Raw genomic sequence first — 25,193 nt, 5'->3', positions numbered from 1 at the left:
GGCGCAGGCTGTCGCGCGGGCGTTGGGGGCCACAGACGTTGTCCAGACCCGTGCGTACAACTACGCCGAGCGTGCGGCTGCGGATCGGTCCCCGACCCAGACGGGCGGGCGGGGTCGTACGGCGGTCCTCGTGGACGAGGACCGCGCCCACCTGGAGGCGTACCTCGCCGATGTCTGCAGCCACGCGGAGGCCTCCGGGCCCTACGTTCCCCAGTCGGTGGTGAGCTGGCACGACGGGCGGCCAGCCGACCGTTCGACGGCCAGGCCGGCGATCGCCGCCGTCTTCACCACCGGGCCGCTCGTGGTGCTGCTCGGTGATCCCGGTGGCGGCAAGTCCGCGCTCTTACGACGTCACCAGCTCGACGTCTGCCGCCAGTGGTCGGCCGGAGTCCGGTCTGCCGCGCTGCCGGTCCTCGTTCCGGCCACGTCGCTCGGCGAAGCCCCTCTCGCGGCGCAGTTCTTCGCCCGTCCGCCGGCGCCCGGCTCTCACTGGCTGGTTCTGCTCGACAGCCTCGACGAGATCACCAACGCACAGGCACGCCGGGAGGTGCTGCGCGATACGGTCCGGTGGGTCGCAGAACGGCGAGAGACCCACCGCCTCGTGGTCGCCACGCGACACCTGTCCGAGCAGGAGCAGAGCGATCTGAGGGAGGCGGCGCCGGTCTGTTTCGAGCTTTTGCGGTTCGAGGCGGATGACGTCCGGGAGCTGGCCGCGGCGTGGCTCGGTCCGGCTCAAGTCGACGGCCTCATGGCTGCGATCGCCGAGGCACGTCTCGCCGACCTGGTCAAGCTGCCCATGATCGGCTCCATTCTCTGCCAGTTGTACCGGGTCCGTCCCGGCCAGCCTCTGGGCAGCACCCGTGGGGAGATCTACGACGCCTTCATCAGCCAGCTGATGGCGACCACGCCGCGCACCGATACCCGGCCGGAGCATCACGCGGGCAGGCAAGGCGACACCGGGGCACCGGCCTGGCTCAGCCCCACGGTGGGGGAACACGTCGTCGCTCTGGGCACGCTGCCGCCCGCGGACCTTCGTACGTTGCTGGCGCGGGTGGCCGTCCGCCGGCGGGAGAGCGGCGCCGTCCGGTCGGTCATGGACGTGCTGCTGGAGGAGGATCTCACGAGGCCGCCCGGCGGAGTGCCGGTGAGGTGGTGGAGAGAGCAGCTCATCGCAAGCTTCCGGCGCGGCGGGGTGCTCCAGCAGCAGGGCGAGGAGCTGGAGTTCGCGCATCGCACGTACGAGGAGTTCTTGGCCGCCTGCGCTGTCTGTGATCCGCGCGAGCGCGGCTTGGCGGAGCTGCGGCGCGTCCTCGACAGCCACCGGCGCCGGCACTGGCCGTGGCGGCCGGCTCCTGGCTACCGCCGCGTGGGCGCCTGGGGCCGGCGGATGTGGGCGGCTGCCGATGGTGAGAACACGTCCTACCCCGGGTTCCTCATCGACCGGCTCACCGATGCCGCCGCGCCGGATCTCGCCAAGCTGCCGTCATCGGCCGGCATCAGCGGCTGCACGTTCCTCGCCGCCCAGAAACGGCTCGGCACCTACCTCCCGGCCGAGGTGCAGGCCCGGGCGGTGGAGAAGCTCAAGCGGCACATCAAGGTCGGTAGACGGGCTTGGTTCGGTGCCTCGATCGACATCGACGGGGTGAATCAGCTGGATCCGAGCTCTGTGGCGATGGCCGAGACCCTCGCCGGCCTGGCGATCGACGACTCACGGGTCGACGCGGCCAGTGCGCTGCTGGCCTTCGCCGAGAGCCGGGCCGAGGGCCTGGCGGCTCTGCGGGAACTGGCGCGCTCGCCGAGGCTGACGAGTGTGCAGGGCCAGGTGGCGGCGGCGACGGCGATGGTCCGCGCCGGTGACGAGAGCGGGCTCGACCTGATCGTGGACCTGGCGTCCGATCCAGGGCTGGACCACGAAACTCGGCTCGGCATCGCATGGCGGCTCATCGATCTTCGCCGGCAACGCGGCCTCGACCTCCTCGCCGGCTGGATCGACGCCCGTGCCGGTGGCGAGTTCTGGTTCAAGGCGGCGCTCGTCGTGGTTGCGGTCGACGAGGCGTACGGCGTCGGGCGGTTGCGGGCCATCGCCGACGATCCCGCCTGTCCGGCCCTGACGCGGATCAACGCGGCCTACGTGGTCGCCCTTCACGACGATCCGCGGGGTGCGGAGGATCTCCTGCACTTCGCCCGCGACCCTGATCTGGAAGAGCCCTTGCGTGTGGTGGCGGTGCACCTCGTGGCTGAGGTCGGCCATCCGTCAGCGATGGCGGTGCGCGACGAGCTGGCCCAGGACCCGAACCTGACACCCCGGGGCCGGAAGTCGCTCCGTCGGCTGCCCTCAGCCGAGTAGCTCTGGACGCTGCCGCGCACGCATCACCGCATCACCGACCACCCCGGCAACCACGACCGCGTCTCGCCCGTGGGTACGAAACCCTGCCCACCCGCTCCGAAGCACCGTCTCCTGGCGTGACCCGAAGAAGACCGCTAATCAATCTGTTCCGGGATGGAACAGACCGCTACGCGGGCAGCGGGCGGTCCTGGACTGCCGCGTCCACCCCGTCAGCTCACCCGGCTGATCACGCGAGTCCGATCGCACGGTGACCCGGTCCAGCAGCGCGGTGCGATGCCTCCGGCGTTGTCGTGCGCCGAGGCTGCCGGCACGACCACGGCGATGACCAGGCGGCCCAGTACGTCCGTGGCCAGGCCTCGCTTCCGACCCGGCACGTTGTCCTGGCCCGGTACGCCCCGGAGCTCGCCGCCGGCACCGCCCGTATGGCCTGCGAACTGCGGGGCCCGACGACTGCACGCCGGCCCGCGGCTCCTCCGGCCTTCTCGGCGCGCGCCTCAGCCTGACGGGAACCGGCGGCTCAGGCCTCCCTGGTTGCGTTCAGGCGGGCGATGTCCGCGGCGTACGCGGCGGTGCGGAGCATCGAGGTTCCCGACACGTACAGGCCGGTGCCAAGGACGGCGAAGGGGAGGGAAAGCAGGAGACCCGCCGTAATCGGTCCCCAGTCACGCTCGGCGTCGCAGCGCTCCCCCTCGTCCGTCCGGTAGGACACGGCGAATTTCCCGTTCTGGTGGAAGGCGCGGGACTCGCATTCGACGGACCTGAACTTCGCGCCCTGGTCTACGCTGAAGGGAAAGAGGAGTAGGTAGCCGAGCCACAGCCAGATGAGCACGGCTACGGCCATCAGCCCCCGCCCCCAGCCCTGTTGGCGCAGACCTCGCACCCGGAACTCCCTGTCGTACACCTGAGCCAATGAGTTCATAGGGGTGACCTTCATGGGAGCGAACCTAACGCAGGCCGGCCCTGTGGCCACACCCGGATCCGGTCTCGTGGGCGCACCGTACGACGGCAGACATGGGCGGCCAGGACATCGGGAGGCCGCCGTACGCCCGGACCGCCTACTGACCGCCTACTGACCGCCGGAGCCCAACCCGGCCGGGGCACCGGCAGCACCGTCGTGAACTGCGGGCCGCAGATGGCCGGCCACCAAGCGCTCCAGCGGTCCGCAGGCCCGGCACCGCCGCGTTCGGGCGGGCAGCGGGAGCGGGTTCCTCCCCGCGTCGGCAAGAACCCGAAGATCACAACCCGGAGACAGAACCTAGCCCTCCGCAGCGGGGATGAGGTATCCCCACGTCTTGATGCCGACAATGCCGTCCGGGCCGCCGGTCTCCCGCGGGTACTTCGACTGGAACCGCAGCACGGCCGCCTCGATCTTGGGGCCGAAGTCGCCGTCCATGAAGGTCGGGGCATCGGCGGAGTTGACGAACCCCGTGCGGACCAGCGCCCACTGGAGCGCCCGTACGCAGTCGCCCGTGGAGCCCCTGGCGAGGTCCACGGCCGGGACGGGCCAGCCGTTGGACGCCCAGCGCGTACCGACCTGGTTCGTGCACGACTCCAGGTAGCCGGTCTGGGCCGATGCCTGCGGGGCGGTGAATCCGGCGGCCATGAGCAGCGTCGCGCCCAGGACCCCGACGCGGGTCGCCGTACGCCTGATGGTGTTCATGCCAGGAGCTTCCTTTCGGTGAAGGGCGGGCATGCCGACCGACTACTCGAAGTAGACGGTGGCGATCAGGTGGTGCCAGGTGTAGCGCCCGACGACGCCGTCCGCGCCGCCGTTGACCGAGGTCCTGCGCTGGAAATTCACCACCGCGTTGTACGTCTTGGGACCGAAGTCGCCGTCGACGAAGCCGGGCTGGTCCTCGCTCCGGACGGCGCCGGCCTCAAGCAGCTCCTCCTGGAGCTCTCGGACGCACACCCCGGACGAGCCCTTGGCGAGTACGACCGTGGGGATCTCCCAGCCCATGTAGTGCTCGGAGCCGTAGGCGTTCTTGCATGCCTGCAGCTCACCCAGCCAACTGGCCTGGGCGGGGGCGGCGGCCAGACCGCCGAGGAGGGCTGCGGCGGTCGCGACGACCGCGCCCGCCCAGATCGTGCGCTTACGCGCTGCCTTGTTCGTCATGGCGATCAGTCCGTGGTCCGGGAGATGAGCGCCTCCCAGGTCTTGGGGCCGACGACGCCGTCCGCGTCCAGGTGGGCCTGGCGCTGGAACTCCTTCACGTAGTCGTCGGTCTTCGTCCCGAAGATGCCGTCGATGAAACCGTTCCAGTCGGCGGGGGCGATACCGATGGTCGAGGCGAGGTCGGACTGGATCTCGCGTACGCACGCACCCGACGAGCCGTACTGGAAGTTGCGGGCGGGGATGGTCCAGCCGTTGGCGGAGGTGCGGGTGCCGACGCTGCGGTAACAGGCGTCGCGGTAGTCACTGGCCGAGGCGGTCGGGGCGGTGACCAGCAGCGTGCCGACGGCGGACGCGGCGAGCGCGAGGGCGGCGAGGGGGCGGATACGGCGCGACGAGGACATGGAAAAGCGTCTCCTGACGATGAGGATTGGAAGCGGAAGGAAGTGAGGAGGAAAAGAGTCGCGAGAAACGGGCGGGGCTCAGCCCGTCAGGAGCTTCTCCCAGGTCCGCGGCCCCACGACGCCATCGGGGTCGAGGTTGTGGGTGCTCTGGAACCTGCGGACGGCCGAGTCGGTACGAGCACCGAAGGCGCCGTCGACGAAGTTGCCGCCGCTCTGCTCCCACGAGGTCAGGCCGAACCGCGAGACGAGCTCCTGGAGTCCGGCGACGCAGACGTCGGAGTCGCCCTGGGAGTAGTTGTACCGCGGGATGGTGTACCCACCCGGGGAGAGGCGCGTGCCGTACGTGTCCTTGCAGATCTTGTACGAGGAGTCGTCCGCGTGGGCGGCCGGCGCGCAGAGGAGCAGGGCGCCGGCGGAGACCGCCGCGAGGAGGAGCGAGGTGACGCCCTTCGCGGGGTGGGGTATGCGCATGTCGTAAGAGCCTTTCGCTGGTGACAGCAAAAAGCTGCCACATGGGGCGCGGCCGCCGCCCGTGTCCCGCACGTCCCGGGATGCGAGGGACGGGCGTCCACCCAGCTCAGAGCCGTTTCCCGGGGCTCGTCCCAGGGACTTGCCCGTGGCTCGGGGCGCGCCCCGGTGCCCCGGGCCGCCGGGCCGCCGGTCTCAGGGCTGGACCGGGCCGACGTTGGCCACCCGCAGGCAGGGCGTGCCGGGCAGCACCGGCGTCAGGCTCCTGGGCGTCCCCGAAGGCCTTGAGCGGGGGAGCGAGCCGCTCGCCAGCGGGCTGGGTGCCCTTGGAGACCGCTAGGGAGGGGCGAAGACTGCTCCCTGCGGAGTCTTCACCCCTCGTCAGAGGTCAGGCGGTTTCGGTGGGCAGGCCGGCCTCGGTCCAGTCCTGGATTCCCTCGCGGTACTTGCGGACGTCGGTGTAGCCGAGGGCGGTGAGCCGGTCGGCGACCTGTCCGCTGTTGGGGCACGACGGGTTGGAGCAGTAGGTGACGATGGCGGCGTCACGGTCGGGGAGCAGGTCGGGCGCCTTGGCGTCTACGTCGGCCGGGATCAGCGCGAGGGCACCGGGCAAGTGCTGCTGGGCGTAGTACTCGCCGCCGAGTGCGTCCACGACGGTCACGGTGCCGGCCTCGATCGCTGCTGTCAGCTCGTCGCGGGTGATGAGTGCGGTCATGTTTCTGCCTCCAAAGGAATCGGACTACAGTCCTCTTATGGCTCACGACGATAACGGACTACGGTCCGGTTCCGCAATGCCGTTGGAACTGCTGCGCACACCACCCCCCAAGGAGCGCGCGGACGCATCCCGCAACCGGGCCGCGGTGCTGGAGGCGGCAGCCGCTCTGTTCGCCGAACAGGGCGTCGAGGCGGTGTCCATGGATCAGGTGGCCGCGGCCGCCGGGGTCGGCAAGGGCACCCTGTTCCGCCGGTTCGGCGACAAGTCCGGGCTGGCCGCCGCGCTGCTGGACGCCCGCGAGCGCGTGCTGCAGGAAGCGATCCTGAGCGGGCCGCCGCCCCTGGGCCCCGGGGCACCTGCCGACGAGCGCCTGGCCGCGTTCCTCAACGCGTACTTCGACTACCTGCTGGGCCATCTGGCATTGGTCCGGATGTCCGAGACCTCGACCGTCGGCGCCCGGTACCGGATCGGGGCCTACCGGTTCTGGCACCGCCATGTGGCGATCCTGCTCGCCGGCGCACCCGACCCCGACCACGCCGCCCACGCCCTGCTCGCCGCCCTGGCTGCCGACCACGTCGCCGCACTCCTGCCAGAGCTCGGTGAACAGCGGATCCGTGCCGGCCTGCTCCGCTTCGCCCGCTCGGTGATGTGACGATCCCGCCCTGGTGTGCGCGCGTGGAGTTCTGCGGGGCCGGGTTCCGCCTGTTCCGGAAGTACGTGCCGGGTTCCCGCGGGTGCCGCATGGACGATGCGACCGGCTGATCTTCGAGATGTCTCGTCACGAAGGAGATCAGCACCATGACCGCACCCGACGGTCCGCCCGTCCCTTCACGCCCTCGCGCAGGACCAGCTCACCGCGAGGCGACCTGTGCCGCAGAGTCAGGGCAAGATCAGGATCTTGCCCCGGGCCTCGCCCCTGTGGAGCTGATCGATGGCCTCAGCCGCACCGGCGAGTGGGCAGGTGCGGTGGATCGCCGGGGTCAGGGTGCCGTCCTCGACGTGCTGCTTGAGCACGTCGAGGTCCGCCTTCAGCTCCGAGGCCATGAACGGCTTGAGGCTGTGGCGCACGAAGGGATTCAGCAGGGCGGCCCACAGCACCCGGCCCATGCCGCCGAGCCAACGGCCGCCGTTCTCGCCGCCGATGATGACGAGGGTCCCGCGCGGGGTCAGGGCTCGTCGCAGGCGGGAAAGGGAGCGGTTGCCGCCGGTGTCGAGGATGAGGTCGTAGGACACATCCGCTTCGGCGAAGTCCTCGCGGGTGTAGTCGATGGTCTCGTCCGCACCGAGGGAGCGCACCAGCTCCGTCTTCGCGGTGCTGCACACTCCGGTGACGTGCGCACCGTAGGCCTTGGCCAGCTGCACCGCGAAGGTGCCGACCCCGCCGGCGGCGCCGATGACGAGGACCCGCTGCCCCGGCCCGACGCGGCCCGTGTCGCGCAGGGCCTGGAGCGCGGTGAGCCCGGAGATGGACAGCGCCGCCGCGTGTTCCAGCGCAAGACCGGCGGGCTTGAGGGCGAGCTTGTCCTGCGAAGCGGTCGCGTACTCGGCGAAGGAACCCTCACAGATCCCGAACACCTCGTCCCCCGGCCGCAGTCCGGTCACGCCGTCCCCGACGGCCTCCACCCGCCCGGCAACCTCACGGCCCCTCACTCGGACGTTGGGCGCGCGCAACCCGTATCCCATCAGCCGCAGCAGATGGGGCTGCCCGCTCATGAGGTGCCAGACACCGGCGTCCAGAGCGGCCGCCCGGACGGCTATGAGCACCTCGCCGCGGCCCGGCTTCGGCTTCTCTACGTCCCGCAGCTCCAAGACATCGCTGGAACCGTATCTGTCCTGCACGATCGCCTTCACGGCGCCGCCCCTTCGTCGTCCGAGTACTGGAATACCTGCTCAAGTGGCACCGCGAAGACGCGGGCGATCCTGAACGCCGTTTCGAGGGAGGGCGAATAGCGGCCCTTCTCGATGGCGATGACGGTCTGGCGGGTCACACCGATGCGCTCGGCCAGCGCCGCCTGGGTCATCTCCGCGTGCTCGAAGCGCAGAACGCGGATCCGGTTGGTGATGCCGGTCGGCCTCACCACGACTGGAATCCCCACCGATAGGCGGCGAGCTTCACGACGGAGGCGAGCACCGCCGAGAGCACGAAGCCCAGGTAGATCACGTTGGAGATCCAGAAGCGGTCCGCCTCGGCCATGGAGAGGGCCAGCGCGGTCACCGCGCCGAGGACGAGGAAGGACTGCCCGGTGTACTCCCCGAGGCGGGCGATCTCCTTGTCGCGCTGGTCCTTGATGTCGGCCTCACCGGGCGAGGTGATCGCGGCGGCGATGCTCAGGGCGATCGACGCCGCGATCGCGCCACCGACCGTCCACAGCAGCGGCACGACGTACGCGACCTCCGGCAGGGGCACCCCACTCCCGGCCCGCCCCAGTACGACGGCCAGGTAGACCGCGTAGCCGGCGATGGCGACCAGCCCCATGATCCACGCGCGCTTCTCCTGGAAGGCCACGTCCGCACCCCGCTCCCATGTAAATAACTTTTGACATGAGGAATGTAAAACCATTCACGCACCATGTCAAGAATTTCATACACGGTTGGACCCGCTGAGAGGCAGCGGGACTCGCCCTGTCACGCAGGACTCGACTCGCCCCTGACCCATGAGCGCGGAGGGAACATCGCCCTCGGCCGGAACGCAGACGCGGATGAGGCCGCGGTGATCGCCGCCGCGGGGCCCACCGACGCCCCCGCGACGTCATCGACCCATACGAGCCGCAGCGCAGAAGCGACAGCCCTCCCCCGACACCACCTTCGCGAAGGGCGCGGGTCTGGGCCGAGCGCCGCCGCCGCAGGCCGGACGTCCTCGCACACCCCCGTGCCGGTCCTTCGCCGGGCGACCGTACTGGTCCCAGTCGGTCTCGGTGTACGACAGGCGGCATTCGAAGCCGTCCGCTACCCGGAGTCGCCTGAAGGAGGAGAATGACCGGTACGACAACACCCTACGAACCCGTGGCCCGACACGGTGCGCACCTTCGAGGCTCCCCGCGTGATGGGGTTCCAGCGCTGCAGCGGCGCTCGGCTGCAGCTCAGCTCCGTGGACGGCATCCATCCGCAACAGCCGCCCGGCCGGCATGAGGACTTGCCAGAGGACGTGAGGTCGATGTCACTGTCGCACCCTTCCGGCGCACCGGCGCGAACTCGGCTGTCGGCCTGGCTGGCGTTGGCCTGCGCACTGGGCGCGGTGGCGGCGTTGGTGGCTGTGAGCGGCCCCGGCGGCCTGCTCGTCCTCGTGACCGGGTTGGTCGGCGCGGCGCTCACGGCCGTGGGTACGTGGTGGATGCTGGCCCACCACGGGGTGGTGCGGGTGGTCGGGGCCGTGCTCATGGTCGGCGCACCGGTGGCCGTCCTGATCGTCTACGCCCAGGCGGACCTGTGGCTCGCGGTGCTGACCGCCGTCGCGCTGTGGGGCGCCGGCATTGTGTGCGCGCAGTCGGCGTTGCGCGGGGTGCGACAACCCCAGGGCATGGTGGCGGTCGCCTGCTCGCTCCCCCGGCGTCCGGTTCTGATCATGAACCCGAAGTCCGGCGGTGGGAAGGTCGGCCGGTTCGGTCTGGTCGAGAAGGCCGAGGCGCTGGGCGCTCGGGTCGTGCTGCTGGACCCGGCGGTCAGGACGGACGTCGCTTCGATCGCCCGTCAGGCGGTGGCAGAAGGCGCGGACCTGCTCGGGGTGGCGGGTGGCGACGGCACTCAGGCCCGGGTGGCCGAGGTGGCGGCCGAGCACGATCTGCCGTTCCTGGTGGTCGCCGCAGGCACCAGGAACCACTTCGCCATGGATCTCGGTCTGGACCGCGAGGACCCGGTCCGGTGCCTGGAGGCGCTGGCCGACGGGGAGGAACTCAGGATCGACCTGGGCCTCGTGGGCGGCCACACCTTCGTCAACACGGCCTCGTTCGGTGTGTACGCGGAGGTCGTGCAGCGCCCGGACTACCGGGATGCGCAGGCGCGCTCGGCACTGGACGCGATGCCCGACCTCCTGCTCGGATACACCGGTCACACTCTCGACGCGGTGACGGACGGGGCGCGTCTGGAGTCCCAGCAGGCGCTGCTGATCAGCAACAACCCCTACGCCGCCCCCGAACCGATGGCCACGGACCTCCGCAGATCCCGGCTCGACCTCGGAGTGCTCGGTGTCCTCGGGATCCGGGTGAACAACGCCGCCCAGGCCGCCGATATCGCGCTCCGCGGCAGCAAGGCGGTCGGCCTCCACGTACTGACCTCCCGCCAGGTCGTCATCGGATCGGACGCGGGGTCCATCCCGGTCGCCGTGGACGGAGAGGCCCTGAGCATGCCTGCACCCGTCACCTGTTCCATCCGCCCGGGCGCATTGCGCGTACTGGTCCCGAGGCATCGCCCGGGGGTGTCGGCGGCCAGTCCACGCGTGCACTGGCGTGAGGTCGTGGCCCTGGCCTTCAGCCGGCCGCGGCCGGGGCCCGAGCCGACGGCGAGCGGGCCTCGTGACTCCTGAGCGCATCACCCCGGACCAGCCACCAGGCGGCGGACGCCCGGTCCCAGCACCGAGGTGTCCGTCGGCTCGGCCGACCCTCGGAGCGTTCCGGCTGCCTCCCGCGCCCCGGGATGCCCGGCCTACCGCGCCGCGTCACAATGAGCCTTACCTGTTGTGCCCGCTGATCGCAGCGGATTGGAGACATTCGTGAAGGACCTCAAGTTTGAGCAGAAAAGTTCCCTGTCACGCCTTGAGGCCGCCGATCAGCTCTCCGCGCTCGCGGAGGCGCTGAGGCACGGCGGCAATGCCGAACTGGAACTCGGCCCCGGGACCCTGAGCATGCGGGTCCCCGACGAACTCCGCACCGAAATCGAGGTCGAAGTCGGCGACGGGCAGATCGAGCTGGAGATCGAACTCAAGTGGCCCACCGCGCAGAGCGGGGCCACGTCATCGCGGAAAGCGGCCGGCAAGGAGTAGGCGCTCGGCTGCGGCCGCACTCGCCGTTCTCCTGCAGCCTTGGGCCATGGTCAGCGCCACGGCCGCCACCGTCCGGACCCGGTGCGCCGCCGCATGGGGACGTTGAGGAGTTCCACCGAGCAGCGGCCCGGCGGAACTGCCAATGCCTCCCTCCACGGCTTCCCGCCCCGGCCGCCCGGCCTCAGAGGACGGCTTTGCCCGGGCGGGCAGACAATGAGCGCGAGGGACCTTCTCGTGGCTGTGGCAAAACGAAGTGCTGAGGTCTGGAGGTCGCGGAACATGGGGTCAGTGCCGCCATGACGATCCGAGCATCCGGTTCAAACCCATCGGGGCCATGCCCGTCATGCCGGGTGGAGGTCAGTGGAGCAGCGGATCAGGTCTGGGCACCACTGGTTTCGCGTACGAATATCCGCCGCACGACGTGGTCTGCGTTCGTGGAATCGACCTGCATCCGCTTGACCGATGAACCTGCGGCAACGTAGCTTCGACCGCACCGACTCGCGAGCTACTGGTGGAAGGGGGCGAAGCCGGATGTCGACCATCTCCGAACTGCTTCGCCTCGCACACCAGATCGCCTGGGCTCCCGGTCGTGTCGCACACGGCTGCTGAGCAGCCCCCTTCCCGGCGTGCCTGATTTCGGCCCCGGCACCTTCCCATCTCTGTCACCATCTACGGCACGTCGTTGCGTGCCGGTTTGTCGCGCTCGGAGTTATCGAGCTGCGACCACCGAACGAGAAAGCTCCTGAAATGGCGACTTGGACAGTCACATCGACCGCACGTCGAAATGCGAGTGCGTCGTGGTAGCGGCACGGATCACGGTCAACGGGAAAGAAACACCGATTTCACCGGCTGCACCCCACACCACAGTGCTCGATTTTCTGCGCGAGCGTGGCCTCACCGGTACCAAGGAGGGCTGCGCCGAGGGTGAATGCGGCGCCTGTTCGGTGCTGGTGGCCCGTCCCGGGGTGAACAAGCCCACTGACTGGGTGGCGGTCAACGCCTGCCTGGTCCCGGTCGCGGCGCTCGACGGTCAGGAGGTCATCACCTCCGAAGGTCTCGCCACCGCCGGCGAGTCCGGCATGCCGGCCACGTTGCACCCCGTGCAGGAGGAGATGGCCGTCCGCGGTGGTTCCCAATGCGGTTACTGCACACCGGGATTCATCTGCAGCATGGCCTCCGAGTACTACCGGCCCGACCGCTGCGCGCACCCGGACTCGGCCGAAGGCACCGGCACCGGCACCGGCACCGGCACCGGCACCGGCACCGAGCACGGTCCGAATGGTTTCGATCTGCACGCGCTGAGCGGGAACCTGTGCCGCTGCACCGGCTACCGCCCGATTCGCGATGCCGCGTTCGCCGTCGGTACGCCCACCGAGAACGACCCCCTGGCGCGGCGCCGCGAGCAGTCCCCGCCCGAGCCGGTCTCCACCGAATACACCCGGGACGACAGCACGTTCCTGCGGCCGAGCAATCTGGCCGATGCCCTGCAGCTACTGCGCGAGCGGACCGACGCGGTGGTCGTCGCCGGAAGCACCGACTGGGGTGTGGAGGTGAACATCCGTTCCCGTCGCGCGAATTGTGTGGTCGCGGTCGACCGTCTGCCCGAACTGCGGGAGATTCGCGTCGAATCCGACCACATCGAGATCGGGGCCGCGCAGACGCTCACAGAGATCGAACGCCGCCTCGACGGCAGCGTCCCGCTGCTGGCAGAGCTGTTCCCGCAGTTCGCATCCCGGCTCATCCGCAACAGTGCCACCCTCGGCGGCAATCTGGGTACCGGGTCCCCCATCGGTGACAGCCCGCCGGTGCTGCTCGCACTGGAGGCATCGGTGGTGCTCGCCGGCGCCGACGGTGAGCGCGAGGTCCCCCTCTCCGACTATTTCACCGGCTACCGGCAGAGCGTGCGCCGTCCCGGCGAGCTGATCCGCGCGGTGCGCATCCCGCTGCCGCTGTCGCCCGTCACGGCCTTCCACAAGATCGCCAAACGGCGCTTCGACGACATCTCCAGCGTGGCGGTCGCCTTCGCGCTCGACATCGAGGACGGGATCGTACGCAAGGCACGCATCGGCCTGGGCGGCGTGGCCGCCACCCCGATCCGAGCCCTCGCCACCGAGGCGGCCCTGGAGGGCAAACCGTGGGCGGCGGAAACCGTCGAGGCCGCGTCCCAGGTGCTGCAGGCCCAGGGCACGCCCATGGACGATCACCGCGCCAGCGCCGGCTACCGCTCCGCGATGCTCGGCCAGAGCCTGCTGAAGCTGTACGCGCAAACCACCGAGGCGGTGTCGTCATGAGTCATCTGTCCCAGCGCCCCGAAATGCCCGTCGTCGGCGTTTCGATGCCGCACGAGAGCGCCAACCTGCACGTCACCGGCGCCGCGCTCTACACCGACGACCTGGTCCACCGCACCAAGGACGTACTGCACGCCTACCCGGTCCAGGTCTTGAAGGCCCATGGCAGGATCACCGCGCTGCGCACCGAGCCCGCGCTCGCCGTGCCCGGTGTGGTCCGCGTGCTGACCGGTGCCGACGTACCCGGCGTCAACGATGCCGGTATGAAGCACGACGAACCGCTGTTCCCCGATGAGGTGATGTTCCACGGCCACGCCGTCGCGTGGGTACTCGCCGAGACCCTGGAGGCGGGTCGGCTCGGTGCGGCGGCCGTCGAGGTGGAACTCGACGAACAGCCCTCCGTGATCACGTTGCAGGAAGCGATCGCGGCGAACAGTTTTCACGGCGCCCGGCCCTTGATGCTGACCGGCGACGTCGATGCCGGTTTCGACGACTCCGCGCACGTGTTCACCGGCGAGTTCCAGTTCTCCGACCAGGAACACTTCTATCTCGAGACGCACGCGGCGCTGGCCCACGTCGACGAGGGCGGGCAGATGTTCGTCCAGAGCAGCACCCAGCATCCCTCGGAGACGCAGGAGATCGTCGCGCACGTGCTCGGCCTGCACAGCCACGAGGTGACCGTGCAGTGCCTGCGGATGGGTGGCGGCTTCGGCGGCAAGGAGATGCAGCCGCACGGATTCGCGGCCGTCGCCGCGCTCGGCGCCAGGCTGACCGGACGGCCCGTTCGGGTACGGCTCAACCGGACCCAGGATCTGACCATGTCCGGCAAGCGCCACGGCTTCCACGCCACGTGGAAGATCGGCTTCGACGCCGAGGGCCGCATCCAGGCCCTGGACGCCACCTTGACCGCGGACGGCGGCTGGAGCCTGGACCTGTCCGAGCCCGTGGTGGCCCGCGCGCTGTGCCACATCGACAACACCTACTGGATTCCCCACGCGCGCATCGCCGGTCGCATCGCCAAGACCAACAAGGTCTCCAACACCGCCTTCCGCGGCTTCGGCGGACCGCAGGGCATGCTGGTGATCGAGGACATCATGGGCCGGTGCGCGCCGCTGCTCGGCCTGGATCCGATGGAGTTGCGCGAGCGCAACTTCTACCGGCAGGGCCAATCGACGCCGTACGGACAGCCGGTCCTGCACCCCGAACGGATCTCCACCGTCTGGCAGCAGGTGCAGAACGACGCGGGCATCGCCGATCGCCGACGCGAGATCGCGGCCTTCAATGCCGCGCACCCGAACACCAAGCGGGCGCTCGCGATCACCGGGATCAAGTTCGGCATCTCGTTCAACCTCACCGCCTTCAACCAAGCCGGCGCGCTGGTGCTGATCTACAAGGACGGCTCGGTCCTGCTCAACCACGGCGGCACCGAGATGGGGCAGGGCCTGCACACCAAGATGCTGCAGGTGGCCGCGACCACGCTGGGCATTCCGCTGCACAAGGTGCGGCTGGCCCCGACGCGTACTGACAAGGTGCCCAACACCTCCGCGACCGCTGCCAGCGCCGGGGCGGACCTCAACGGTGCGGCGGTGAAGAACGCCTGCGAGCAGTTGCGCGGCCGGCTGTTGCAGGTGGCCGGAACCCAACTGGGTGCGAACGCCTCGGACGTGCGCATCATCGAGGGCGTCGCACGCGTCCTCGGCAACGACAAGGCGCTGGCCTGGGACGACCTGGTGCGCACCGCGTACTTCCAGCGGGTCCAGTTGTCGGCGGCCGGTTTCTACCGGACGGAGGGCCTGCACTGGGACGCGAAGACGTTCCAGGGCTCGCCGTTCAAGTACTTCTCCTACGGCGCCGCCGCGGCCGAGGTGGAGGTGGACGGTTTCACCGGCGCGTACCGGATCCGGCGGGTGGACATCGTGCACGACGTCGGCGACAGCCTCTCCCCGATGATCGACATCGGTCAGGTCGAGGGCGGCTTCGTGCAGGGCGCGGGCTGGCTCACGCTTGAGGACCTGCGGTGGGACGCCGGCGACGGGCCGAACCGCGGTCGGCTCCTGACCCAGGCCGCGAGCACCTACAAGCTGCCGAGCTTCTCGGAGATGCCAGAGGAGTTCAACGTCAGGCTGCTGGAGAACGCCACCGAGGAGGGTGCGGTGTACGGGTCCAAGGCGGTGGGTGAGCCTCCGCTGATGCTGGCCTTCTCGGTGCGAGAGGCGCTGCGGCAGGCGGCCGGGGAGTTCGGGCCCTCCGGAGTCGGTGTGGAGCTCGCCTCCCCCGCGACACCGGAGGCGGTGTACTGGGCGATCGAAGCCGCGCGCAAGGGGGGCGTACGGCACGACGGTCGCGTCCCCGGCGGCAGCGAGGTCCCCGGCGACGCAAGTGCTTTGAGCAATGCCTGACATGGACTGGGTGGCCGCGGTCGCGCGGTTGCGGGCACGCCGGGAACCCGGCGTGCTCGTGACCGTCGCGACCGTGCGCGGCCACGCACCCCGCCGGGCCGGTGCCAAGCTCGTCGTGGGACGGACCGAAACCTGGGGTTCGATCGGCGGAGGCAACATCGAGGCCGTGGCCATCGATCGGGCGCGCGAGCTGAACGGCGCGGCCGGTCCGGGGCCGGATCCGGAGCCTGAGCTGATGGAATTCGCCCTCAACGACAAGGTCACCGGCCGGCACGGCGTGCAGTGCTGCGGCGGAGCCGTCACCGTACTGCTCGAACCGCTGCCGGTGGTCCAAGCGGTGGCGGTCTTCGGCGTCGGGCACGTCGGACTGGAACTGGCACGCATCCTGGCACGCCACCACCTCGACCTGCACCTGATCGACACCCGCCCGGACATGCTCACCGACGAACGACTCGGTGTGCTCGCAGATGCGGTGGCGCAGATCCACGTACACCACACCCCACTGCTTCCGGAGGAGGTACTCACGGAGCTGCCACCCGGCACCCACGTCCTGATCATGACCCACGATCACGCCGAGGACGCCGCACTGTGCGACGCCGCCCTGCGCACCGCCGGTCTCGGCTCGATCGGGTTGATCGGTTCGTCTGCCAAATGGGCGCGGTTCCGGCAGCGCCTGGCCACCGAGGGCGGCCACGACGCCGCCACCATCGACCGGATCAAGACCCCGATCGGAATCGCCGAGATCACCGGCAAGGAACCCGCCACGATCGCGGTGAGCGTCGCGGCGGACCTGCTCCGGTCCTTCGAACAGGACCGGCACCAAGGCCGCCACCAGGACCGCCACCGGGCAGTGCCGAACCCGGTTGCCGCGGTGCCGTACGCTCCGGTCGCCGGCAGCGCCTGACACAGCACGGGCGGGGCACCCGGGCGACCCGCGCCAGGCCCGGAGTTGAGGGCGCTGCCCCAAGACGAGGTTCTCCTCCGTACCGAAACCCGCGCTCCGACGTACCGAAGGCTCGCTGCGCCAGCACGCCGAGCGGAGCGCACACCCGTTGGGCTGTCACGAAACGGTCATCATCCGGTCCCATTCCGACATAAATGGTCGGCAAGTATTCCGGAGGAGAACGTTCAGCCCAGCAAAGGATCTACCGATGCTCCGTTCCCGACAGGCCAGGGTCAGGGAGCCGAACCGGCCTGCCGGGCCGTACCGCCCGGCGATCGCATCCGGGCCTCGCGGCGGGACCTCCGCTCCCTGCCCTGTACGTCCGGAGCCGCGCGCGTGACCCACCGCAAACCGAAGCCGCGACTGGTGTCGCGCCGCACCGCCATCGCCTGCACCGGCGGCGGACTCATCGCCACCACTCTCGGCGCCGTCGGCGTCGACATCGGCAGGGAGCCCGAGCCCGGCCGAGCGGAAACGCAGGACGAGGGTGGGGCGGCGCCACCCGCCGAAACGACTCCCGCACGGGGGCAGGCGTGGATGCCGGACGTCACCCACAAACCGCTGACGGTGAACTTCACTCCGGGCGGCATCAGGGAGATGCGGGGTCTGGTCCTGCACGTGCAGGAGGGCGAGAACTCGCTCCACGAACGCTTCAGCGACCCGGCAGTGGAGTGTTCCTCGCACTTCTGGGTGTCACAGTCCGGCGAGATCGAACAGTACGTCTCCGCGCACGACCGCGCCTGGGCGCAGCGCGCCGGGAACCCGTCGTGGCTCTCGGTGGAGACCTCGGGATTCGCGAGTAGGCCGCTCACCGCGCAGCAGGTGGACGCCCTCGCCCGGATCTACGCCTGGGGCATGGCGCAGCACGGGTGGCCCCTCGAACCCGCCTCCACACCACTGGGCCAGGGGTTCGGCATCCACAGCATGGGCGGCCAGGACTGGGGCGGCCACGCATGCCCCGGCCCCCTCCGGTCCGCCCAGACGGGGGCGATACTCAGCGCGGTCCGCGTCGGGTACGCCCGGTAGGCATAGCAGTGTTGGCGCCGGTCCAAGCTGCCCGGCGCGGGTGGCCGCGCCGGGTCACCTGCGGGCGGGCCGAGTGCCCGTTCGTCAGGAGCAGTTGCACGGGTCGGATCATCTGCGAGTGCTCCGCGGAAAGCTCGCCGGCGTGCGCAGCCCCCGAAGAATGGGGGCACCGCCCCGCCGGCTCGCCCGTGCGCTCATCCCAGGGTGAAGAGGAAATTGACGGAGTTGTAGTAGTTGGGCAGCTGCACCAGGGCCGAACCCTGGTGCGGGGGATCGGCCTTCGGCCAGTTCCGCGGGCCCAGCAGGTGGTCGGCGTAGTCGCTCTTCGGGACCCGTGGCACGAGCCAGAGCCGGAAGGCGCCGGATCGTCCGACCTGTTCGGACCTCCAGAGCTGCGTCTCACGGCCGGTGCCGGAGCGGCAGGTGCGAAGGGTGACGTCGACGACGTTTCCGCCGGCCGTGGTTCCGTCGAGGCAGGTACCGGTGCCCGCGTTCCGGAACTGGTACGTGTCCCGGCCGGCAGGCAGGCGCTGCCAGCCCTGGGATGCGTCGCCGGTGCACGGCTGGAGCTGCAGCGGCCCCTCGGTACCGCTGCCGGCGAAGCCGACGCACAGCCCCGAGCTGGTGTTGACCAACCGCAGACCGGTGGGGGCGGGGGTCGGCGAGGGCGGCGCGGAGGACGGCACGGGAGCGACGGGAGCCGACGGGGCGGCGACGGCCGACATGGCGGCGCCGATGGTCACGATCGGTGGCGCAGAGTCCGTCGGTGAGGGGAGGAGGTACGGGTTCGGCTCCTGGATCGGGCCAGGGCTCGGGCTCGCGACCGTGGGCGCCGGTGCGGCTCGCTCGGGCCGCTCCTCGGCCGGAAGCAGGGCGAACGCGGTCATCGTCGTGCCCGCGACGGCCGCCGCCGCGGTCCACTTCCCCGCGCCGAACCGCGCTGCGGCCAGCTTGAGCCCCACCAACTTGCCCGCTGCCAGGTGGTGGGCGCCGTGCACGCCGGCGGACAGCGCGGAGGAGGCGGGGTGCCACAGCAGGATTCCGGCGGGCAGCAGCGCGCCAAGCCGGCTGTTGACGGCTCGCAGATCGCGCTCGGCCCGTCCGCAGTCGTCGCACGCCCGCAGGTGCCGTCCCAGGTCCCGGGTGACGCGCTTGCCCGGTCGGCGGAGCGCGGCGGCGAGCATGCCGCCGTAGTGCCGGCACTCGTCGTTCGCACTCTGGTCCAAGTGGGCGCGCAGGTACGCCTCGCGCAGGCCTTCCCGGGCGCGCGCCGCCAGGGAACCGACGCCCCCCGCCGAAATCCCGAGGCGCCGGGCGGTCTCGGCCGCGGGTTCGTGTTCGACGACCACGTGCCACAGCACGGCCTGCCAGCGCTCCGGCAGCGACCGGTACGCCCGCAGGACCAGCGAGCCCTCCTCCGCCAACAGGGCGGCGCCCTCGACGTCCTGACCGTCGGACAGGTCGGCGGCCCACGTGTCGAAGTCGTCCGACAGCTGTGTGCGGGCACCGCGGCGTGCCCATTCGGTCGCCAACCGGCGCACGCAGGTCAGCAGGTACGGCCGCCAGGCGTACTCGGGGCCGGCCCCCCAGGCAACCGCCCGGTAGGTGCGGGCGAAGGCCTCGGCCGCGAGGTCACTGGCGGTGGCCAGGTCGCGGCAGCAGGTGCGGGCGTAGGCGAGTACGGCGTTGTGGTGACGGGCGAACACCTCGCCCATCACGTCGCTGACATCGGCATCGGGCGCCGAGTCTCGTTCGCGGAGCAGCGCGCAGAGTTGTGCCTCGCTGAGGTCGTGGAGGTCCTGCTGGCGGGCAGTTCCCGATGTGCTCAACCTTGCTCCCGTTGACTTGCTGATGCCCGGCACGGCGAATGCCAGACAGGTGGGGTGTGGGGTGCGACGCTGCGCCCGGCCGGAATTCGCGCAAGTGTGCACGTTCTGAGGGCCCGTGAGCAACCAGGCTCATCCGGCACCGCCCGACTGACACGACTTCAGCAAAGGCCTGGCAAAGTCGCGGGACCGTGCCGCGGCCACGCCGTCTTCCACGTACCGACCACAGGCCAAGAGGCGCGAGTGCGGTACCGCGGGAACGTGGAACGCTAATGCACTGGCGGATAGTAGGGCTCTGGTTGCGGCTGGCTTTGGCAGGAGTTGCGGTCCCACTCGCGTTGATAGCTCCTGTCGTAACCAGTCTTGTAGCCGCGTTCCCGGGCACGCTGCGCCTCGCTGGGATTGGGCCACCACAACGGATAGTTCTTCTGGCGGCACTGTCGGCCGTCCTCCGCCCCACGGGCTTCGCCTTGCCTGAGTCCCGCGCAATAGGCTTGGGAAGTTTGATTCGTGGAAAGACGTCCTGTGCCGTAGTCCCAGACCGTGCCGTCCAGTCTGCACAGTGTCGAAATCCGTGCCAGGGGTATCTGCCCGGGCGGGGGTTTCGCTGCGGCAGCGCCCGGCGCGAGGGCAAGTGCAGCCGAGAGCGCAAGACCTGTTACGGCAAGCAGCGGTGAGTGTCGCACGGCTCTCCTCCGTTACATCGTTCCATGGGCTCCCATATCCAGTGCACTCCTGCAGGTAAGGCCCCGCCACTCGGCCCTGGCTGCTACCTGCGGATGAGCGGGCGGAGCGTGGCCCCTTTGGCGTAGCTTGGGGCGATTGCCCGGATCGCCCCTGCGCCGATCCTGCGGGCTTCCTTAAGGGAAGTTGAAGAACCCCTCCAGATCGCTCTTTTCGCTGGTCACCAGCCTAGGCTCGGACGGAATCCGCTCCTCCCCTGCCTTGTGAGGTGTTACCGGCATGAGCCCCAGCCGTACTCCCGGACATCCGTCCCGCGTCGAAGCACGACGGAGGAAGACGGTGCGCACGCGCATCGTGCTGTCCGTCACCGCAGCCGCCGCGGCGGTGGCGGTCGGCGTCGCGGTGGCCGACTCGGACGGTGCTGCGCGCGGGGGAGGGCACACCGATGGCGCCGCGGGACCGTTGTCCGGGAAGGCGAGTACCGGCGCCGGAACGGCTGCCCCCACCCCTCCCGCCCCCACCGGCGAGGCCTCGGCCACGATGAGCCCGAGTCCGTCCGGGACGCCCGGAGCCGACGCCTCCGGGTCCGCCACTCCCGCGCAGCCCTCGGCGGCGGAGAGCAGCACTGCGGCCAAGTCGGCATCGGCCCAGAGCGACAAGCCGACGCGCAAGCCCGCGACCACGGGCGGGGGGTCCGGTGGCTCGGGGGGCTCCGGCGGTTCCGGTGGCTCCGGCGGTTCCGGTGGCTCCGGTACGGTCGACAAGGACAGCGAGTCGGCGGTCCTCGCCCTGGTCAACAAGGAGCGGGCCACCGCCGGGTGCGGCCCGCTGACCTCGAACAGCAAGCTGAGCGCAGCCGCACGGGCCTACAGCGACACCATGGCCCGCAGCGGCGTCATGTCCCACACCGGGCCCGACGGGTCCACCATGACCAGCCGGGTGGAAGCCGCCGGCTACTCCTGGTCCAACCTGGGCGAGAACATAGCCCGCGGCCAGGCCGACGCCGACGCCGTGATGAACGCGTGGATGAACAGCTCCGGCCACCGGGCCAACATCCTCAACTGCGCCTTCAAGGAGATCGGCATAGGCGTGCACAAGGGCGACGGCGGCCCGTGGTGGACGCAGGACTTCGGCGCCTCCAGGTAGCCCCCACCACCGAACGTCCCCACGTCCCCACGTCCTCCGACCCGTCCACGGGTACGGAGGACGTCGGCGTTCGCCGGCCCGGCCGCCCGTACCGGCCCTGCGGAACCCCGGGTTCCCCGCAAGGGGGAGGCGGTGACGGGCCTGCGGGCGCGTCCGCCACTATGGGTCCGTGCCCCGACTTCCGCGTTACCTGCTCATATGGCTGTCGTGCACGGCCACCAGCGTGACCGCCGTGCTCGCCACGGTCCAGTTCGTCGTCGGCTCGACCCGCCATACGCCCCCCGTCGCCCGGTCCGCCCCGACGGTCATCGAGACACCGCCCGCATGGCAGGCCGGCACCCCGTCGCCGAGCACGCCGCCCCCGAGCGCGTCCGCGAGCCCTTCGCCGTCGGTGACGCAGCGGCCGTCCCCCTCCGCCGCGTCCCCCACCCCCGCCAAGGCTTCGCCGGGAACCTCCCGGACCAACGCCTCCAAGAGCACCGTGGACTGCGCGGAGGGCGGACCGGGCCTGTACACCGTCCCCTCGCAGGGCGGCAAGGTCACCGTGCGGTACGGCAGCCGCGGTGTGTGCCTGATCTCCGCGGTCCCGGACCGCGGCTTCAAGACCACCACCTCGCAGACCTCGGACGACACCCTCTCGGTCACGTTCACCAGCGCCGATCACCGGTCGGTCGTGACGGCGACGATCGATCCGTCGGCGAAGGCCACCGTCCGCGAGTCTTCCCTCTGACACCTGGCCGCGCCGGACACTCGGGCCGGTCCGTCGGTCCGTCGCTCCGTCGGTGACAACACGGCGCAGCCCCGCCCCCTTTGACGGGATTCATCACCCTGCGCCCGCCCCCGCATCGGGCTCCGGCGAAGCTGAAGGTGAGCTGTTCCTTAGGGCATCCTCAAGATCGGGCAGAGCCGGTTCCGGCGGCCCGGAGCGGTCCTATGCTCGCCTCAGCCGAGCGGCCATCGGCGCCGGGGCGTGACCCCGGCGATCCGTCGGGCCGCCCGTTTCGCCGAGCCGGGGGGCCCTGCCCTTCCCGCATTTCCGATCCGTCCTGCCCTGGGGTGTCTTCGCCATGACTTCTCGCATGCTCCGACCCGTCCGCTCCGACCGTCGTACGCAGCCGCCCCGCCCCGGCACGCCGCGGGGGATGCGACTGCCGCTGGTCGCCGCGGCCGTGGTCGCGGCGGGTCTGACCGCCGCCTGCGGGCCGTCCACCCAGCCCGTCGGATCCGCCGCGCCGACCGCGGCCTCTCCCTCCCCGGAGCCTTCCGCCGCCTCCGCCTCCGCCTCCGAGTCCGCCAGCGCGTCGCCTTCGGCGTCCCCGACCGCATCCGCCTCGGCGTCCGCGTCCTCCACCCCTCGACCCGGCTCCTCGCCCGCCAAGACCGGGTCCGCCGGCACCGGGACGTCGGCGAAGCCGTCCCGTACGTCCTCCGCGGCCCGGCCGGCCGCCGTACCCGGACCCGGCTACGACAGTTCGGCCGACGCGCAGAAGCTCATCGACGCGGCCCTGCGCACGGCCAAGTCCGAGGGGCGGACGGTGCTGCTCGACTTCGGCGCGAACTGGTGCGGCAACTGCAAGGCAGCCGACAAGGTGTTCGCGCAGCCCCAGACCGCCGCTATCCTCGGAGCCTCGTACCAGATGGTCAAGATCGACATCGGTGGCAACAGCTCCGCCAACTCCGCGCTCCTGCACAAGTACAGCCCGTCCGGCGGCACCTACACGATGCCCGTGCTGGTCGTCGTCTCCCCGTCGGGCACCGTACGCACCGACACCCACGTCACCGGCAACCCGTCCCTGACCCCGGAGGGCATCAACGCCTTCCTGCGCCAGTGGGCGTCATGAGACGAGCGGCCCGGTGCTCGGTCGTCGTCCCGGCCGGGGCCGGACTCGCGGTGGCCGCCGCTCTGGTCCTCGCCGGCCTCGCCACGGACGGCGCAGGACACGGGGCGCCGAAGGAGCAGGCGGGCACGGTCGTGGGAACCGCGGCCGAAGCCGCGGTCATGGACCCGGGCTCCCGATCGGACGCGCCCGAACTGACCGGCGAGGACCTGGACGGGAAGCCGGTCAGCCTCGCAAGGCTGCGGGGCAACGTCGTCGTCCTCAACGTCTGGGGTTCCTGGTGCGGCCCCTGCCGGGCGGAAGCCGACGACCTGGAGCGGCTCAGCCGGCAGACCCGGGCCGACGGGGTCCGGTTCCTCGGAATCAACACCAGGGACCGGGACCGGGCGGCCGCCCGGTCCTTCGTACGCGCACACGATCTGACCTTCCCCAGCCTGCCCGACCCCACCGGCGAACTGCTGCTCCGCTTCCCGCCCGCGCTGCTCAACCCGCAGGCGGTCCCCGCGACCCTCGTGATCGACCGCCGCGGACGCATCGCCGCCAGCATCGGGGGCGCCGTCACCGAGGAGCAGCTGCGGCCCGTGCTCGCGCACGTGGCGGAGGAGGGGTCATGACGCTCGCCGCCGCGGACGCCCCCGCCCTCGTCAACGGGACACTCCTGATCGCAGCCCCGGTGGCGCTCGTCGCGGGACTCGTCTCCTTCCTCTCGCCGTGCGTACTGCCGCTCGTACCGGGCTACCTCAGCTACGTGACCAGCCTGTCGGTCTCCGACCTGGCGGACGCGCACGGCGGGCGCCGCAGCCGCATGGCGACAGGAGCCCTGCTGTTCGTCCTGGGCTTCACGGCGGTCCTGGTCTCCGGAGGCGCCCTGTTCGGCCACTTCGGCCGCGTCCTGCTGGCCCACCAGGAGGCGGTCACCCAGGTGGTCGGCGGGTTCACTGTGCTGATGGGCCTGTCCTTCATGGGGTTCCTGCCGGGTTTCGCACAGCGGGAGTTCCGCAGCCGCCGGCGGCCCGCGCTGGGTCTGGCCGGAGCCCCCGTGCTGGGGGCGGTGTTCGCAGTGGGCTGGACCCCCTGCATCGGCCCGACGCTGGCCGCCGTCCAGGCACTGGCCTGGACCGAGGCGAGCGCGGCCCGCGGAGCCCTGCTGATGGCCGCCTACTGCCTCGGGCTGGGCCTGCCGTTCGTCCTGGCCGCGCTGGCCTTCCGCCGCGCCCTGGACGCCTTCGGCCTGGTCAAACGCCACTACCCGTGGGTCCTGCGGGCCGGCGGAGGTCTGCTCGTCCTCGTCGGCGTACTGCTGGCCACCGGGGTGTGGAACGACCTGGTCTACACGCTGCAGCTGTGGAGCACGGACTTCACCACCGCCCTCTAGCACCGATCCGATCCGGTCCGGTCCGATCCGTTCCACAGAGATACAGAGACGCACATGAACTTTTCGCTGCACATACGGCATTCCCGGACGGCCCGGGTCATGGCCGCCCTCCTCTCCTCCGCCGCCCTCGCGGCATGCGGCAGTCAACACGCCGAGGGCGCCCGCGACTCCGCACCCACGACGAGCTTCACCGAGCAGGGGGTCACGGTCACGCTCTCGGTGTCCGACTGGCACGCCTCGAAGGGCACGCTCACCGCGGTCTTCACGCCCGAGCGCAAGGGTTTCCACCTCTACAGCACCGATCTGCCGGCCGACGGCGTGGAGGGCGTGGGCAGACCGACGGCGATGGCCGTCAACGGGCCCCTCAAGGCGGAGGGCAGGCTGGCGGCCTCCGCGGAACCACGGTCGATCACCGTGCCCGGCGTCGAAACCCCGGTGCCCGTCTACCCGGACGGCCCCGTCACCACCACGCTGCTGGTCCGCGCCGACGGAAACGGGGACGCGACGGTGCTGATCGGATACGCGAGCTGCAGCACCCAGGACGGCTGTACGATTCCGGTCTCCGACCGCCCGGTGCACCTGCACGTCACCGGCGACCGCGCGACGTTCAACCCCCACTAGCCGCAACTCACCCGGCCGACCCTAA

24 protein-coding genes and 1 pseudogene are annotated in these 25,193 nt (G+C 70.7%); 14 read left to right on the top strand and 11 right to left on the bottom strand.

The features are described from left to right. Positions 1-220 precede the first annotated feature (220 nt). Positions 221-2,347 carry an NACHT domain-containing protein gene (locus tag OG509_RS37870; protein ID WP_406187110.1) on the top strand — a complete coding sequence of 709 codons (2,127 nt, stop codon included), beginning with the start codon at positions 221-223 and terminating at the stop codon, positions 2,345-2,347. Positions 2,348-2,619: 272 nt separating this feature from the next. Here OG509_RS37870 and OG509_RS37865 read toward each other — a convergent pair. The 7 genes and pseudogenes from OG509_RS37865 to OG509_RS37835 form a co-directional block, all read right to left on the bottom strand. Next, positions 2,620-2,721: pseudogene (locus OG509_RS37865) on the bottom strand (IS5/IS1182 family transposase); the annotation flags it as partial. Between the two features lie 143 nt (positions 2,722-2,864). Further along, positions 2,865-3,266, bottom strand: coding sequence for a hypothetical protein (locus OG509_RS37860; RefSeq protein ID WP_406187109.1), 402 nt, complete (start codon positions 3,264-3,266; stop codon positions 2,865-2,867). 336 nt (positions 3,267-3,602) lie between these two features. Then, complete coding sequence (locus tag OG509_RS37855; RefSeq protein ID WP_406187108.1) at positions 3,603-4,007, bottom strand: peptidoglycan-binding protein; 405 nt, start codon at positions 4,005-4,007, stop codon at positions 3,603-3,605. Positions 4,008-4,049: 42 nt separating this feature from the next. Next, positions 4,050-4,463: a peptidoglycan-binding protein gene (locus OG509_RS37850; protein ID WP_406187107.1), complete on the bottom strand. Its 414-nt coding sequence runs from the start codon at positions 4,461-4,463 to the stop codon at positions 4,050-4,052. Positions 4,464-4,468: 5 nt separating this feature from the next. Then, entirely contained in the window at positions 4,469-4,864 is a 396-nt protein-coding gene (locus OG509_RS37845; protein ID WP_406187106.1) for a peptidoglycan-binding protein, read from the bottom strand. Positions 4,865-4,942: 78 nt separating this feature from the next. Next, positions 4,943-5,335 carry a peptidoglycan-binding protein gene (locus tag OG509_RS37840; RefSeq protein ID WP_406187105.1) on the bottom strand — a complete coding sequence of 131 codons (393 nt, stop codon included), beginning with the start codon at positions 5,333-5,335 and terminating at the stop codon, positions 4,943-4,945. Positions 5,336-5,720: 385 nt separating this feature from the next. Beyond that, the gene (locus tag OG509_RS37835) at positions 5,721-6,047 is read right to left on the bottom strand and encodes a rhodanese-like domain-containing protein (protein WP_406187104.1); all 327 of its coding nucleotides are present in this window, start codon (positions 6,045-6,047) and stop codon (positions 5,721-5,723) included. Between the two features lie 37 nt (positions 6,048-6,084). Between OG509_RS37835 and OG509_RS37830 the strand changes: the two genes are divergently transcribed. Then, positions 6,085-6,699 carry a TetR/AcrR family transcriptional regulator gene (locus tag OG509_RS37830; protein ID WP_406187103.1) on the top strand — a complete coding sequence of 205 codons (615 nt, stop codon included), beginning with the start codon at positions 6,085-6,087 and terminating at the stop codon, positions 6,697-6,699. A gap of 227 nt (positions 6,700-6,926) precedes the next feature. Here OG509_RS37830 and OG509_RS37825 read toward each other — a convergent pair whose 3' ends face one another. Genes OG509_RS37825 through OG509_RS37815 form a run of 3 tightly spaced genes read right to left on the bottom strand, consistent with a single transcriptional unit; the run spans position 6,927 to position 8,553 of the window. Continuing rightward, the gene (locus OG509_RS37825) at positions 6,927-7,898 is read right to left on the bottom strand and encodes an NAD(P)-dependent alcohol dehydrogenase (protein WP_406187102.1); all 972 of its coding nucleotides are present in this window, start codon (positions 7,896-7,898) and stop codon (positions 6,927-6,929) included. After that, complete coding sequence (locus OG509_RS37820; RefSeq protein WP_387282644.1) at positions 7,895-8,128, bottom strand: helix-turn-helix transcriptional regulator; 234 nt, start codon at positions 8,126-8,128, stop codon at positions 7,895-7,897. Before OG509_RS37820 ends, OG509_RS37825 begins: the two co-directional genes overlap by 4 nt. Further along, entirely contained in the window at positions 8,122-8,553 is a 432-nt protein-coding gene (locus tag OG509_RS37815; protein WP_406187101.1) for a hypothetical protein, read from the bottom strand. Before OG509_RS37815 ends, OG509_RS37820 begins: the two co-directional genes overlap by 7 nt. A gap of 648 nt (positions 8,554-9,201) precedes the next feature. On the opposite strand from OG509_RS37815, the gene OG509_RS37810 reads away from it, so the two are divergent. The 6 genes from OG509_RS37810 to OG509_RS37785 all read left to right on the top strand — a co-directional run bounded on the left by OG509_RS37810 (position 9,202) and on the right by OG509_RS37785 (position 17,678). Next, positions 9,202-10,566 (top strand): diacylglycerol/lipid kinase family protein, encoded by a 1,365-nt coding sequence (locus tag OG509_RS37810; protein ID WP_406187099.1) that lies wholly within the window; start codon positions 9,202-9,204, stop codon positions 10,564-10,566. Between the two features lie 186 nt (positions 10,567-10,752). Continuing rightward, a complete protein-coding gene (locus OG509_RS37805) occupies positions 10,753-11,022 on the top strand; it encodes an amphi-Trp domain-containing protein (RefSeq protein WP_406187098.1) in 270 nt (89 codons plus the stop codon). Positions 11,023-11,819: 797 nt separating this feature from the next. Beyond that, positions 11,820-13,313 (top strand): xanthine dehydrogenase small subunit, encoded by a 1,494-nt coding sequence (locus tag OG509_RS37800; protein ID WP_406187821.1) that lies wholly within the window; start codon positions 11,820-11,822, stop codon positions 13,311-13,313. Then, positions 13,310-15,709, top strand: a complete 2,400-nt coding sequence (gene xdhB, locus OG509_RS37795) for a xanthine dehydrogenase molybdopterin binding subunit (protein WP_406187097.1) — start codon at positions 13,310-13,312, stop codon at positions 15,707-15,709. The genes OG509_RS37800 and xdhB overlap by 4 nt, the downstream gene beginning before the upstream one ends. 1 nt (position 15,710) lies before the next feature. Further along, the gene (xdhC, locus tag OG509_RS37790) at positions 15,711-16,613 is read left to right on the top strand and encodes a xanthine dehydrogenase accessory protein XdhC (RefSeq protein ID WP_406187819.1); all 903 of its coding nucleotides are present in this window, start codon (positions 15,711-15,713) and stop codon (positions 16,611-16,613) included. 375 nt (positions 16,614-16,988) lie between these two features. Beyond that, on the top strand, positions 16,989-17,678 hold the full coding sequence (locus tag OG509_RS37785; RefSeq protein ID WP_406187096.1) for an N-acetylmuramoyl-L-alanine amidase: 690 nt from the start codon (positions 16,989-16,991) through the stop codon (positions 17,676-17,678). A 194-nt stretch (positions 17,679-17,872) separates the two neighbouring features. Here the strand turns inward: OG509_RS37785 and OG509_RS37780 are convergent, their stop codons facing one another. Then, entirely contained in the window at positions 17,873-19,507 is a 1,635-nt protein-coding gene (locus OG509_RS37780) for a sigma-70 family RNA polymerase sigma factor (protein WP_406187095.1), read from the bottom strand. Between the two features lie 1,020 nt (positions 19,508-20,527). Here OG509_RS37780 and OG509_RS37775 point away from each other — a divergent pair. The 6 genes from OG509_RS37775 to OG509_RS37750 all read left to right on the top strand — a co-directional run bounded on the left by OG509_RS37775 (position 20,528) and on the right by OG509_RS37750 (position 25,168). After that, the gene (locus tag OG509_RS37775) at positions 20,528-21,334 is read left to right on the top strand and encodes a CAP domain-containing protein (RefSeq protein WP_406187094.1); all 807 of its coding nucleotides are present in this window, start codon (positions 20,528-20,530) and stop codon (positions 21,332-21,334) included. Between the two features lie 169 nt (positions 21,335-21,503). Further along, positions 21,504-22,064: a hypothetical protein gene (locus OG509_RS37770; protein WP_406187093.1), complete on the top strand. Its 561-nt coding sequence runs from the start codon at positions 21,504-21,506 to the stop codon at positions 22,062-22,064. A gap of 349 nt (positions 22,065-22,413) precedes the next feature. Then, a complete protein-coding gene (locus tag OG509_RS37765; protein ID WP_406187092.1) occupies positions 22,414-23,175 on the top strand; it encodes a thioredoxin family protein in 762 nt (253 codons plus the stop codon). Next, the gene (locus OG509_RS37760; protein WP_406187091.1) at positions 23,172-23,786 is read left to right on the top strand and encodes a TlpA disulfide reductase family protein; all 615 of its coding nucleotides are present in this window, start codon (positions 23,172-23,174) and stop codon (positions 23,784-23,786) included. Before OG509_RS37765 ends, OG509_RS37760 begins: the two co-directional genes overlap by 4 nt. Beyond that, positions 23,783-24,547 (top strand): cytochrome c biogenesis CcdA family protein, encoded by a 765-nt coding sequence (locus OG509_RS37755; protein WP_406187090.1) that lies wholly within the window; start codon positions 23,783-23,785, stop codon positions 24,545-24,547. The genes OG509_RS37760 and OG509_RS37755 overlap by 4 nt, the downstream gene beginning before the upstream one ends. A 54-nt stretch (positions 24,548-24,601) precedes the next feature. Continuing rightward, a complete protein-coding gene (locus tag OG509_RS37750; RefSeq protein ID WP_406187089.1) occupies positions 24,602-25,168 on the top strand; it encodes a hypothetical protein in 567 nt (188 codons plus the stop codon). Positions 25,169-25,193: the final 25 nt, after the last annotated feature.

The sequence above is a fragment of the Streptomyces sp. NBC_01006 genome, assembly GCF_045162725.1.
In the GTDB taxonomy this organism is placed as follows: Bacteria; Actinomycetota; Actinomycetes; order Streptomycetales; family Streptomycetaceae; genus Streptomyces.
Note: the sequence above shows the minus strand (reverse complement) of the source record. Positions and strands in the feature narration are given on the sequence as shown.

Bases quoted from the DNA above. Each gene is read 5' to 3' on its own strand.
- OG509_RS37860 (WP_406187109.1), bottom strand. From the start codon at position 3,266: ATGAACTCATTGGCTCAGGTGTACGACAGGGAGTTCCGGGTGCGAGGT.
- OG509_RS37855 (WP_406187108.1), bottom strand. From the start codon at position 4,007: ATGAACACCATCAGGCGTACGGCGACCCGCGTCGGGGTCCTGGGCGCG.
- OG509_RS37850 (WP_406187107.1), bottom strand. From the start codon at position 4,463: ATGACGAACAAGGCAGCGCGTAAGCGCACGATCTGGGCGGGCGCGGTC.
- OG509_RS37845 (WP_406187106.1), bottom strand. From the start codon at position 4,864: ATGTCCTCGTCGCGCCGTATCCGCCCCCTCGCCGCCCTCGCGCTCGCC.
- OG509_RS37840 (WP_406187105.1), bottom strand. From the start codon at position 5,335: ATGCGCATACCCCACCCCGCGAAGGGCGTCACCTCGCTCCTCCTCGCG.
- OG509_RS37835 (WP_406187104.1), bottom strand. From the start codon at position 6,047: ATGACCGCACTCATCACCCGCGACGAGCTGACAGCAGCGATCGAGGCC.
- OG509_RS37830 (WP_406187103.1), top strand. From the start codon at position 6,085: ATGGCTCACGACGATAACGGACTACGGTCCGGTTCCGCAATGCCGTTG.
- OG509_RS37810 (WP_406187099.1), top strand. From the start codon at position 9,202: ATGTCACTGTCGCACCCTTCCGGCGCACCGGCGCGAACTCGGCTGTCG.
- xdhB (WP_406187097.1), top strand. From the start codon at position 13,310: ATGAGTCATCTGTCCCAGCGCCCCGAAATGCCCGTCGTCGGCGTTTCG.
- xdhC (WP_406187819.1), top strand. From the start codon at position 15,711: ATGGACTGGGTGGCCGCGGTCGCGCGGTTGCGGGCACGCCGGGAACCC.
- OG509_RS37765 (WP_406187092.1), top strand. From the start codon at position 22,414: ATGCTCCGACCCGTCCGCTCCGACCGTCGTACGCAGCCGCCCCGCCCC.
- OG509_RS37760 (WP_406187091.1), top strand. From the start codon at position 23,172: ATGAGACGAGCGGCCCGGTGCTCGGTCGTCGTCCCGGCCGGGGCCGGA.
- OG509_RS37755 (WP_406187090.1), top strand. From the start codon at position 23,783: ATGACGCTCGCCGCCGCGGACGCCCCCGCCCTCGTCAACGGGACACTC.
- OG509_RS37750 (WP_406187089.1), top strand. From the start codon at position 24,602: ATGAACTTTTCGCTGCACATACGGCATTCCCGGACGGCCCGGGTCATG.